3 protein-coding genes are annotated in these 13949 nt (G+C 37.9%); all 3 read right to left on the bottom strand.

What is annotated here, in order from left to right; translation table 11 throughout:
* Positions 1–25: 25 nt before the first annotated feature.
* The gene (locus C7N65_RS12205) at positions 26–8416 is read right to left on the bottom strand and encodes a GA-like domain-containing protein (RefSeq protein WP_105994717.1); all 8391 of its coding nucleotides are present in this window, start codon (positions 8414–8416) and stop codon (positions 26–28) included.
* A 206-nt stretch (positions 8417–8622) separates the two neighbouring features.
* On the bottom strand, positions 8623–9333 hold the full coding sequence (locus C7N65_RS12210) for a helix-turn-helix domain-containing protein (RefSeq protein WP_158698138.1): 711 nt from the start codon (positions 9331–9333) through the stop codon (positions 8623–8625).
* Between the two features lie 412 nt (positions 9334–9745).
* Positions 9746–13949 (bottom strand): Rib/alpha-like domain-containing protein (locus tag C7N65_RS12215; RefSeq protein WP_158698139.1); only part of this gene is annotated, 4204 nt, incomplete at its 5' end.

The raw sequence follows: 13949 nt of genomic DNA on the forward strand, positions 1-13949 counted from the left end.
ACTTCCACTTGCTTATTAAATCCACTTATTCATTTGTACTGCGGCGATTTCTTAATACGAATGCTGCACCGATTAATGCGACAATACCGCCTAATAATAAACCATTAGAAGCTGTGCTTCCTGTTTTCGGCAATGCTTGTTTCGATTGAGATACTGCTGGTTTTACATCTTGTGCTGCTTTTTCCGTTGTGTGAGAGCTATTGTTTTGTACTTCTTGATGTGTTGTTTCAACACCTGCATTCACAACACGATCATTATTGCCTGCTTGAATACCACCATCTTCTACATTTGTACCTGAGTTCAACTGGGTTGGTTGTTCAGCTTTCACTTGTTCATGTACCGCTGTCGCTTCATTTTTGCCAGTTTCAACTTGAACAAGTTCTTTTGCGACTGTTTCCTCATTTGTATCAGTATCTTTGTTTAATTGATTCACATGAGCATTTTCGCTTTGATTATGAACCTCAGATGTTTCACTTGATGTCTGATGATTGTCTGTATTCATAGTTTCATCTGTATTTACTGATGCTGCATCAAGACTCTCTTCTGATGAAACTTCAGATGATGATTCTAATCCAATATGTTCACTTACGTCTGGTACAACGATACCTGTAAGTTGCCCTAACTCACTATCTAAGCTGCCTTTTAATTCTGTTGGTAATGCGTCGACTTTGTTTTGGGCTAATGCTTTTGTATTTTGGGCGTTAGCTTGTTGTGCTTTCAATGTTGCTTGTTCTTCTGATGTAATTAAGTTGTCTGTGACTGCTTTGTTGTAGTGTGCTTTCGCTGTTTTATCTGCGGCTTTTGCGGCATTGACTGCTTCTATTGCATCATTCAACCATTGGTCTTGGATGTCGTTTGTGCCGTTTGCGTTCGCATCATTGATTTCTGGTACAACGATACCTGTAAGTCGCGCTAACTCACTATCTAAGCTGCCTTTTAATTCTGTTGGTAATGCGTCAACTTTGCTTTGGGCTAATGCTTTTGTATTTTGGGCGTTAGCTTGTTGTGCTTTCAATGTTGCTTGTTCTTCTGATGTAATTAAGTTGTCTGTGATTGCTTCGTTGAATGCTGCTTTTGCGGCTTTATCAGCTGCTTTAGCTGCCTCTAACGCAACGTTGGCTTCATTGATGTTTTGATCTGTTGCATCATCAATATCATTATGATTTTTGTCGTTCACTTGAGGTAAAGTAATACCTTTTAATGATGCTAAAATTGCTTGTAAATCACCTTTTAGTGTTGCTGGTAATTGACTGACTTTAGCTGCTGCTTGTGCTTTAACATCTTCATAAATTGCATTGAGTTGTGCTAATTGATTGTATTCTTCTGGGTTGATTAAGGCATCTGATGTTAAATCCTTTAATTTTTCTTGTAATTTCGTATCCATTAATTGAGCGACTTTCACAAACTCTTCGGCTTCTGCTCGTGCAGCATCATCTGAATCTTTGATGTTGTTGCTGTTTTGATCGTTGATGTCTGGGATGTTGATGCCGTAAAGCGGATTTAAGCGCGCTTCAAATTGTGATTGATATGCTTTTGGTAATTGGGCAACCCATTGTTCTGCCGCAGCTTTTGCACCTTCGAATAGTACTTGTTGTTGTGTTAACGCTTGATGTTCTGATGGTGTAATTAATTGATCAGCTTCTGCTTTTGCTAATTCATTTTGTGCTGCTGCATTCAATGTTTCTGCCTTTTTCACTAGTTCCTCAGCTTCTGCTAATTGTGCATCCACATCATCAGCAATCTTGTTGTTGTTTGCGTCATTAACTTGCGGCACATCAATGTTATCTAATTGTGCCAATACCTCTAGTAATTCTGCTTTAACAGTTTCTGGAATACGGCTTTCTTTAACTGCCGCAACTGCTTCTGCTTTTGTAGTATCAGCTTTTGTTTGATCTGAAACTAATGCTGCATGTTCTTCTGGTGTTACTAAGTTGTCTGTGTTCGCTTCTGATAAATGTTTATGCGCATCTTGATTTGCATCTTCTGCTTTTTGAATCAATGCCTGCAGTGTTGCATCTAAAGCATCATCAACACCGTTATGATTTTTGTCATTGACTTCAGGTACAGTGATACCGTGCAATTGTTCTAATGTGCTTGGCATATCGCCTTTTAAAGCATCCTCGACTAAATCTACTTTTTCTTGTGCAATTGCTTTCTTAGCTTCGAAATCTTTTTGAAGTGCATCTAAAATGTTTTGTTCGCTATCAGTAATTACTTCATTATCTAATGCAGCGTTTAATCCGATTTGAGCTGCTGCTTCTGCATCTTGTGCTGCTTTAATCGCTTTTTGCGCATCTTCAATCAATCGGTCTTGTACATCATCAATGCCATTTGAATTTTGGTCATTAATGTTTGCCATTTCAACTGGAACTAATGCATCTAATTGTGCTTGGAATTTTGGTCTCAATGTTTCTGAAATCATATCCACAGCTCTTTGTGCTAATTGTTTTGCTTCAGCTGCATAACGCGCTTTATCTTTTAATTGTGCTTGTTCTAAAGGTGTTACCAAGTTATCTTTTTCGATATCTGATTTCTCTTGATGTGCAGCTTGATTTGCGGCTTTTGCTTCATCTACTAAAGTTTGTACTGCTGCTTTAAGTTCATCAGTGTGGTCATCGATTTGATTCGCATCTTTATCGTTGACTTCAGGTAATGCAATTATATTGATTTGATCCAATTGTGCTTGCAACGGTGCTTGGTATTGTTGAGGCAAGCTGTTGATTTTAGCTTGTGCTGCTTGTTTATTCGCTTCTGCTAAATTCTTAATACCTGTAAGTGCTTCTAGCTCTTTAGGATTAATTAATTGATCTGCTTTAGCTTCGTTGAGTTTGTCTTGTGCTTGGTCTGCCATTGCTTTCGCTGCATCAATTGATTTTTGTACATCTGCTAACAAGCTGTCTATGCTGTCTTCAATACCGTTTGAATTCTTATCATTGACTGAAGGCACATTAATACCATTTAAAGCTGCAAGTTGTTGCGGTAAATCTCCTCGATATTTTTCATCAATCGCATTCACTTTGTCAGTTGCTACTTGTTTCTTAGTTGTGAAATCATCTTGCAATCCATCTAAGTTGTCGTGTTCTGTCGGATTAATGACTTGGTCTGCTTGTGCTTTTGTTAATTCTGAGTTGGCTGAAGCATCCGCATCTTGTACCTCTTTAAGTGCTACTTCTGCTGCTTTGATTAATTCATCTTGGTTGTCTGGTATATTATTGTTGTTCTCATCGTTGATGCTTGGCACTTGGATGTTATGAAGTTGATTCAATCTTTCAAGCAATGGTCCTTGTACTGCTTCTGGTAATGTTTTGACCGCTTCATCTGCTGCTGATTTTGTTGTAGTTGCATTATCTTTGGCTGCTGTTAGACTTGCATGCTCTTCTGGTGTAATTAAGTCGTTCGCACTTGCTGATTGAAGTTGATTTTGTGCTGTTTTGTCTGCTTGTTCTGCTTTTTCTACCAATTCTGTTGCTGCTTGTAATGCATCTTGAAGTTCTTGTGCTTCTACAGCATCAAGTTTGCCATTACTGTCAGCATCGTTCACTTCTGGGACATCAATACCTGTTAATGCTGCTAATTTCCCAGGTAATACTCCGCGGAAGGCTTCGTTAATTGCATTAACTGCTTGATCTGCTGCTGCTTTCTTTTGAACAAAGTCTGCTTGCAAATCTGAAAGTTGTTGATGTTCTTCTGGTGTGATAGCTTGGTTTTCATCAGCTTTATTCAATGCTGCTTTTGCGGAAACTTCTGCTGCTTCGGCTGCTTGGACAGCTGCTTTTGCTGCTTCAATTAATGCATCTTGATCATCTGGAATTTGATTAGTATTTTCATCATTGATACTAGGGATAGTGATACCGTTAAGTTGATCTAATTCTGCTTGAAGCGGTGCACGTAATGTTTCTGGTAATGCATTGATTTTGACTGCCGCTTCTGACTTTGCAGTTGCTGCTGTCGTTTTCGCTGTCTCTAAACCTTCGTGTTCAACAGGATTAATTACTTGGTCTTGTTCCGCTTCGCTTAATTGTGCTTTCGCCGCTTTATCTGTAGCTTTAGCTTTTTCTAGTGCTGCCTTTGCATCTGCAAGTAATGTATCAAGTGCTGTTTGTTCCGCATCATCAGGTTGACCATTGTTATTTGTGTCATTCACTTCTGGCACTGCTATGCCTGTTAATGCTTGAAGTTGTTCTGGTAAATCTTTGCGATACTTTTCATCAATCGCATTCACTTTATCTGTTGCTGCTTGTTTCTTAGTTGTGAAATCATTTTGCAACTCATCTAAGTTGTTATGCTCTGTTGGATTAATTGCTTGATCTGCTTGTGCTGTCACAAGTTCTGATTTAGCTAAGGCATCTGCATTTTGTGCCTCTTTAAGTGAAACTTCTGCTGCTTTAATTAATTCATCTTGATTGTCTGGAATATTGTTACTATTCTTATCGTTGATACTAGGCACTTCAATACCATTTAATTTCTTCAGACGTTCTAATAATGGTCCTTGTACTTCTTGAGGTAATGCTTTAACTGCTTCATCTGCTGCTGTCTTTGTTGTTGCTGCGTTATCTTTAGCTGTTGTTAAACTTGCAGACTCTTCTGGTGTAATTAAATTATTGTCATTTGCTGATTGAAGTTGTTCTTGTGCTGCTCTATCTGCTTGTTCTGCTTTCTCTACTAAATCTGTTGCTGCTTGCAATGCTGCGTCTTGTTGTGCTATTTGCTCTTGTTGTTCTTGGCTATCAAGCTTGCCGTTGCTATTAGCATCATTTATTTCCGGTACTGTTATACCTGTTAATGCTTGAAGTTGTTCTGGTAAATCTTTGCGATATTTTGGATCAATTGTATTCACTTTATCTTCTGCTGCTTGTTTCTTAATTGTGAAATCATTTTGCAATCTTTCTAAGTTGCTATGTTCTGTTGGATTAATTACTTGATCTGATTGTGCTGTCGCAAGTTCTGATTTAGCTAAATCATTCGCATCTTTTGCTTCTTTAATTGAAACTTCTGCTGCTTTAATAAATTCATCTTGATCATCTGGAATATTGTTATTGTCGAAATCATTAATACCAGGAATTTCTATACCGTTTAATGCATTCACTTCTTCTAAAAACGGTGCTTGTAAGTTCTCTGGAAGTTGTTCTATTAAGCGTCTTGCTTCAGTTGCTGTATTATCAGCATTATCTTCTACAGTATAGAGTCCATCTAATTCTGCTTGTGAGACTACATCATCTTGTTTAACTTCCTTCAATTTTTCTTGTGCTGCTTGATCAGCATTTTTCGCTGCTTCTATTGCTGCTCTTATTTCATCCAGCAATCTGCTGTTATCTTCTTCTTCAGCACTGTCAGGTTTTCCGTTATTATTTTCATCATTAACTGCTGGAACATCGATACCGTTCAATGCAGCTAATTTATTCAATAAATCACTGTTGTATTTGCTGTCGATTGCATTCACTTTGTCAGTTGCTGCTTGTTTCTTAGCTGTAAAATCATTTTGCAATCTTTCTAAGTTGTCATGTTCATTTTGATTAATTGCTTGATCTGCTTGGGCAGTCTCAAGTTCTGATTTCGCTGTTGCTTCTGCATCTTGCACTTCTTTAATTGAGAGTTTTGCTGCTTCTATCAATTCATCTTGAGTGTCTGGAATATCATTTTTATTTTTATCGTTGATGCTAGGTACTTCTATACCCTGTAATTTATTCAGACGGTCTAATAATGACTTTTGCATATCTTGAGGTAACGCATGTACCGATTCTTCTGCTTTTGTCTTTGCCGCTGCTGCATTATCTTTTGCTGAAATTAAGTCTGTACTTTCTTCAGGTGTGATTAAATTATTATCAATCGCTGATTGAAGTTTTGTTTGAGCTGTTTTGTCTGCTTCTTCCGCTTTAGCTACCAAATCAGCTGCTGCGTTAAGCAAATCTGCATTTTTCTGCTCTTGAGCATCTAATTCATCCGGTTTTCCGTTACCATCTCTGTCATTAACCTCTGGTACATTAATACCTAAGAGTTTGTTAAGCTTTTCAGTTAATGGACCTTGATACGGTTGTTGAATAGATGCGATTTTATCTTTTGCTGCTTGTTTTTTCTCTACAAAATCATTTTGCAATTGAGTAAGCTGAGTATTGTCTTCTGGTGAAATCGCGTTATCTGCATTTAATTGATTTAATGTTGATTTTGCTGTTTCCTCCGCTTTGGATGCAGCTGCAATCAACGCTTCCGCTTGTGCAATCAGCTCATCTTGTTCATCGTTGATATTGTTATTGTTTTTATCATTGATATCCGGTATTGCAATTGGAGTAAGTTGATCTAATTCTGCTTGTAATTGTGTTTTTAAACGTTCTGGCAGCTGATTCACTTTTTCTTGTGCAATTGATTTTTTATCTGTCGCTGATTGAATACTTGTTTGAAGTTCTGCTGCTTCATTGCTGTTCACTAATTGATCTGAAACAATCGCTTGTGCCTTTTCTTTAGCTTGTGCATGTGCAATCTTCGCTTCTTCAACTGAAGCTGTTGCTTCTGCCATAATTTGTTTGTCGATTTCTCTTTTTAATTCATCTGAAAGTTTTAACGGTACTGTTGAATGGTCTGTTGTAAGGTTATCCCACTGTTTATCACCATTATCAAATGACCATTTCACAGGAACATTTAAAACATCTCCATCGTAATATTCTTTTAATTTCAACCACTTTTCTGAATTTGAACTGATATCATTAACTGTTAATTCATGTTTTAAAGTAATTGGAAGCACATAAGTGTGGTCATAAAAACTTGGTTTAGATAAAGCTTGTGTTGTGCTGGTTAAGACCACTTTATTGGTACCATTCTGCGAAGCTGCGAAATCGCTTGTGTTCGGTTGTGCAGTTGCACTAATACCTTGCGGAAACTCTGCTGAAATTTCTACTTTTGATGGTAAAGTAGCAGGCTGAGACACTTCTCTTGTCGGAATATACTGAGTAACTGTAACTTTTCCATCTGTTCCGTTAACCGGATTAACGACTTGTGTTGTATAAGGTTGAATCGGAACTAACAAAATTCCTTTAACATGAAAAGCAGTCCCTGATGCATTTCTTCCTGTCATACTGTATGTCAGTTCACTCTTGTCTTGGAATGTGGCTGTTACTCGGTTAGGATATTCTTCTACTCCGCCTCTTGGCTGCTCTCCTGTAGAGATAATCACTTTTCCATCTTTCAACTCTAAATTGGCCGTAGCAGGAAACGGTTTTTGATTACTTACATAAAGTTCATTAATTTCATTGCGATCGAATGTTACAGATTTTCTAACATCAACTGCTTTGTTTCTATCATAATCATCTAAATCATAAATGTTGAGTAACCCACTGACTGGATGTGCTTCGCTATTCAAAGCATTTAAACCATCAACCACTGTAGAAATCGGTGTCCCATTTTGAATTGTATTATAAAATTCATCAAGCCTTGCTTTGTCAATATTTTGCAAGAACTTAATATTTGCTGTTGCGCCTCCTCCATCTTGAGAAGTCATAGATAACATATCACGTCCTGAAGTGAAGAAATATCTAATATCTGTTGGAAAGTTTGTGGAAGCTTGATCTCTTGTAACATGAACTAATGCATCTACTTTATGACCATCTGCTATACCCACATTATTGATATATACATAAGCTTCTGGGCTTGTGTTATTTAAAGTAATGTAATCACCTAAATAAGCATGAATAGCTCCATCATTTGTATTCGTAAGCTTCTTACTTGTTACGTTTGTTCCATTTGTTAAGAACGAGTATGATTTACTATCATAGTTTGTAAATTTAGGAGAAAAGTTGATGTAATCAGGAGCAACGGTTTTTCCTGGATTTTCTACTTTCTTAACTAAATCGCCACTATAATCAATAATTTTCCCGTTATATGTTTCATTGTTTACGGGTGCAGGGATACTTTCAAATGTATCTGCAGTTTCTAAAGCACGTCTTGTACGCGGTTTAGCGTTTGTTTCTGAAGTTGGTTGTTGTTCGACAACTGGTGTTGATTCTGATGATGTTGTTTGTGAAGCGGTTGTTGTTTGAGTTGAAACTTCATTCGTTTCTGGTGTTGGAGCTTTTTGTTGAGTAGTTGATTCTTTTGATGTTGTTGGTGTTGCATTTGGATTTGTTGGTGCAGCTGTTTCAGAAGCAGGGGCCTCTGTTGTTACGGGTGGTGTAACGGCTGCTGTATCAGATATCTCTTGGGATGGTTGAGACGCTGATTCATTGTTTGAATGTGTATTTACAGTTTGAGATTGAACTGTAACGTCGTTTGTTGTTTGTTCTTCTGCTGCTTGCGCCTCATGGCTGAGTCCAAACAAGAATGTTGCTCCTACGAGGATAGAAGCGGTTCCTACCGTAAATTTACGGATTGAATACTTGTTTTGCTTATTCGGCAGAAAATCAAGTCTTCTCTTTGATTGTTGTTTCATTGATGGTTCCTCCGTTGTATCTTTGTCTATATGCTGAAAATGATGACTTTATTTTCATCCCTTAACTTTTGGTCGTTAAGAGAACAAAATTTATATTAACGTATTTTCGACAAAAAAAGATGAACATCAAATGAATAGTAAAAATAGTGTATGTCTAAAGTAAAAAAAGTGTAATCAACTAGAATGTGTTTATCATTTAGTTTTATTTATTCTTTTAAATATTCTAAAGCTTGTTTGTAAATGTTTTCAGATACTGTTTTTTCTTCGATTTTGCATTGTTTTGATTGCAATATAAACTCTGTCGGCGTCATGTTGAATTGGGATTTAAAGTTCTTCAAAAAGGTACGAAAACTAGCGAAATGATACGTTTTCCACAGTTCTTTTTCATTACCGCTGACCAGTAAGTCTTCTGCGAAACGATAGAGTTTGATGCGTCTAACATATTCACTAAAACCAATACGCATTTCAGATTTAAACTTTCTTGAAAGAAAGCTGCTGTTCACAAATAAACATTGCGCAACATCCCCTAATGCCAAAGGTGCTTTATAATTATTATTAATATGTGTAATCGCTTTAACTATTATTTCATTTTTCGTGAAGTTAAATATATAACTATCAAATTCACTATAATATATATGCATATAATTAATCAGTTTAATGACATTAATATCTGCCATCAGCAGATCTTCCTCATACACATAACGAATATAGTTCAGCATAGCTTTCTTCATGCCGCATTTGATTTCATATGTTTTCTTGATTTTCCCAGAGATTCTTAAATAGTATTTATTAAAGTGGATTTTATTGATAGACAGACAAATAATACTGCCTTTAATACTTTGGATATTCGAGACTCTCATTTCCGGCGTAGTGATAAAGATATCTCCCGCCGAATACTCGGCTTTCCTTTCATCCATGATCATTTTTGCTCTGCCGCTTATCACAAAATATACTGTAATGTACTGGCTGTTATGCATTAATTCGAAATTACAAAAAGTTGAAGTAAAAATATTGTATGTACAGTCCATAGTTGCTGCTCCTATTAAGTTGATAAAATAACGCAAGATAAATCATAAAAATGGATATAAAAGTGAATAAAAAGTGTAGTTAAAAGTGAAATGCAAACAAAGAGGGTCGTTTGCGAAGTGTGTGTTAAAAGGGTTCTCTTGTGAGAATTAACCTAACTATCATATAACAAAGTTGTTCGGAATTGAATACTTTTCCAAAAATTAATTAAGATTAAATACAAAATCAGGGATTTCCCTATAGAATTAAAAAAGGTCGCACTCAATAAAGAGTACGACCTTTAAAACTAGCTATGGCTTAGTTTTATTTGTTGTCATCGTGGTTGCGACGTTTTCTGAATAATAGGATTGATCCTAGTACTGCAAATAATCCGCCGAATAATACGCCACTATTTGAAGTGTTTTCACCTGTTTTTGGTAATGCTTTTGTTTTTTGATTTGCTTTTTCAGGTGATTTTTGAGCTGCTTTACCAGAAGCATGTTTAGAAACTTTTGCTTTCGCATTTGATGCTTTTGCTTCCGATGGTTTTGATGGTGCTTGTTTTGCATTGTTTGCTTTTGGTTCTTGAGGTTTCACTTTACCGTCTTTAGACGTTGGTACCCCTTCGCCATTGCTTTCTACAACTGCTGTTGCGGTTTTAGAAACATTACCAGCTTCATCTACAGCTACTGCAGAAACTTTGTCTCCTGCTTTCAATGTTACGCATGATGGTACTTTAACAGTCCATTTACCATTTTGGTCTACTTGTGCTGTTGCAGTAGAACCATCTTTGAATGTCACTGTTACTGTTGTACCTGGCTCTGCAGTTCCTGAAACTGTTTTATCTCCAGTATGAACATTATTCACACATGGTGCTTCTGGTGCAACTGTGTCTTTTACAGTTGCAGTTGTTATTTTCGATGTGTTGCCTGCTTTATCAATACTTACCGCATTGACAGTATCTCCATCTTTCAACACTACATTCGCAGGGACATCTACTGTCCATTTACCATCTGGGCCTACTTGTGTTGTTACAGTAGAACCATCTGGGAATGTCACTGTTACTGTTGTACCTGGTTCTGCAGTTCCTGTAATAACTTTAGCACCTGCTTCAATTGGGTTAACAACTGGCGCATCTGGTGCAACTGTGTCTTTTACAGTTGTAATTGTTGTTTTTGATGTGTTGCCTGCTTTGTCAGTAATCACTACTTTAACAGTATCTCCATCTTTCAATACTACATTTGCAGGGACATCTACTGTCCATTTACCGTCTGGACCTACTTGTGTTGTTACAGTAGAACCGTCTGGGAATGTCACTGTTACTTTTGTACCTGGCTCTTTGCCTGTACCTGTAATAACTTTAGCACCTGCTTCAATTGGGTTAACAACTGGTGCTTCTGGTGCAATTGTATCATGTGCAGTAACTGTTACTTCAACTGTATCTTTTGTACCGTCTGGATAAGTGACTACAACTTTTACTGTAGTTTTATCTCCTTCTAAAGCATCTTTCGGAGCAGTTACTGTAACTAAACCAGTTGTTTTATCAACAGTTGCAGTCCATCCATAATCTTTGCCGCTGTTATTCACAACTTCGAAAGTTGAACCTGCTGGTACACGATCGCCTGTTTGAGGAATTACAACTGCTTGACCTGGGTTCACTTGGCTATCGTTGTAATCTGGTGTGAACACATCAGCATCTGGTTGCGGAAGTACTGTGATTGTGACTGTTGTATGGTCTTTTGTGCCATCTGGGTAAGTCACTGTCACTGGTACTTCGTATGTGCCTGGGATTGATCCGCTTGGAATTAACGTTGGATTATCCACTGTCACTTTTGGTTGGTCACCAGTAGTTGGGAAACCTGGAACACTTACTCTTGATACAATTTCATCAATTGTTGTATGACCGCCAAATGGTTTTCCGATTGGTTGTGTCACTGGTTCATAAGTGTCTGAGTCTTTTGGTCCCACAGTTACTTGAACAGTAATATGATCTTTCGTGCCGTCCGGATAAGTGACTGTTACAGGTGCTTCATATGTGCCTGGAACTGTTCCGTTTGGAATTAATGAAGTATCATCTACTGTTACTTTTGGTTGGTCACCAGTAGTTGGGTAGCCTGGAACTGTTACTTTTGATACGACATCTTCTGCAGTTGTAGGTGTACCATATGGTTTTTCTACTTTTTCTGCTGTTGGTTCGTATTTATCATTTAACGGTTGTGGTGCTACAACTACTTGTACAGTTACATGATCTTGTGAACCATCTGGATATGTCACTGTAACCGGTACTTCATAAGTACCTGGGACTTTTCCATCTGGAATCAATGCTGGATTATCCACTGTTACTTTATATGGATTATCCGCTTTAGAATATCCTGGAATACTTACTTTTGATACGACATCTTCTACAGTTGTAGGTGTACCGTATGGTTTTTCTACTTTTTCTGTTGTCGGTTCAAAGATATCTGAATCTTTTGGTCCTACAGTTACTTGAACAGTAATATGATCTTTTGTGCCATCTGGGTAAGTCACTGTTACTGGTACTTCATATGTGCCTGGAACTTTTCCATCTGGAATCAACGCTGGATTATCTACTGTTACTTTCGGTTGTTCTCCAGTAGTTGGGTAGCCTGGAACGCTTACTTTTGATATCACATCTTCAGCTGTTGTTGGTTGACCATATGGTTTTTCAATCGGTTGTACCACTGGTTCATAAGTGTCTGAATCTTTTGGCGCTACTACAACTGTGACTGTTGTATGGTCTTTAGTTCCATCCGGATATGTCACTGTTACTGGTACTTCATATGTGCCTGGGACTTTTCCATCTGGAATCAACGTTGGGTTATCCACTGTTACTTTTGGTTGTTCTCCATCTTTAGGGAAGTCTGGGACTGTTACTTTTGATGTTATTTCATCAGCTGTTGTCGGTGTACCATATGTTTTTTCAATATTATCCACTGTTGGTTGGTACGTATCTGAATCTTTTGGTCCTACAGTTACTTTGACAGTAATTGTATCTGTTGTTTTATCAGGATATGTCACTGTCGCTGGAACTTCGAACTCTCCTGAAACTTGGCCATTAGGGATTTTAGATTCGTCCACTGTCACTACATATGGTTGACCGTCTTTTGGATAGCCTGGAACTGTCACTTTATCTTTTACTTCATCAACTGTTGTTGGTGTACCGAAATGTTTAATAATTTCTCCTGCTCTTGGATCATATTTATCATTTTGCGGTTGTTCTCCAACTGTTACTTTCACTGTTACTTTATCAGTTGTGCCGTCTGGGTAAGTGACTGTTACTGGAACATCGTATGTGCCAGGTTGGTCGCCTTTTGGTAATTTAGTCGGATCATCTACTGTTACTGTTGGTTGTTGACCTTCTTTAGGGAAACCTGGAACCGCTACTTTTGATACCACATCTTCTGCAGTTGTAGGTGTACCAAATGGTTTTTCTACTTTTTCAGTAGTAGGTTCATATTTCGTATTATCTGGTTGTTTGCCCACTGTCACATTTACTGTTACATGGTCTTTTGTACCATCCGGATATGTCACTGTTACATTGACTGGTGTTGTACCTTCAGTATTACCGTCAGGTAATTGTGATGGATCATCCACAGTTACTACTGGTGTACCTTTATCTGCTGGGAAGTTTGGCACTGTTACTTTTGCTTTTACTTCATCGGCTGTTGTTGGTGTGCCATATGGTTTTGTGATGTTTTCCACTGTTGGTTGGTACGTATCTGAATCTTTTGGTCCCACAGTTACTTTGACATTAACAGTGTCTGTTGTTTTGTCTGGGTAAGTCACTGTCACTGGGACTTCGAATTCTCCACTTGTTTGACCGTCTGGAACTTTTGTTTCATCCACTGTTACTACTGGTTGATCACCTGTTGTTGGGAAGTCTGGTACGGTTACTTTACCTTTCACTTCTTCAACTGTTGTCGGTGTACCATATGGTTTTGTGATGTTTTCTACTGTTGGTTCATAAGTTGTAGAATCTTTTGGCCCTACTGTTACTTTGACATTGACTGCATCTGTTGTTTTATCTGGGTAAGTCACTGTCGCCGGTACTTCGAATTCACCACTTGTTTGACCGTCTGGAACTTTTGTTTCATCTACTGTCACTACATATGGTTGAGCACTTTCTGGATATCCTGGAACTGTTACTTTACCTTTTACTTCTTCCGGTGTTGTTGGTTGACCGTATGGTTTTGTAATTTCTCCGGCGTTCGGATCATATTTCGCATTATCTGCTTGATCGCCAACTGTAACTTTAACTGTTACTTTGTCTGTTGTACCGTCTGGGTATGTGACTGTTACTGGTACATCAAACACACCTGTTGTTTCGCCATTAGGTACTTTCGTAGAATCATCCACTGTTACCACTGGTGTACCTTTATCTGCTGGGAAGTCTGGCACTGTTACTTTGCCTTTCACTTCATCGGCAGTTGTCGGTGTACCGAATGGTTTTGTGATTTCACCTGTTGTTGGTTCATATTTCGCGTTATCCGCTTGATTACCTACTGTG

The sequence above is a fragment of the Staphylococcus simulans genome (assembly GCF_002994445.1).
Lineage (GTDB): Bacteria > Bacillota > Bacilli > Staphylococcales > Staphylococcaceae > Staphylococcus > Staphylococcus simulans_B.

Excerpts from the sequence above, each read along its gene's own strand:
- C7N65_RS12210 (WP_158698138.1), bottom strand. The coding sequence starts at position 9,333 with ATGGATGAAAGGAAAGCCGAGTATTCGGCGGGAGATATCTTTATCACT.
- C7N65_RS12205 (WP_105994717.1), bottom strand. The coding sequence starts at position 8,416 with ATGAAACAACAATCAAAGAGAAGACTTGATTTTCTGCCGAATAAGCAA.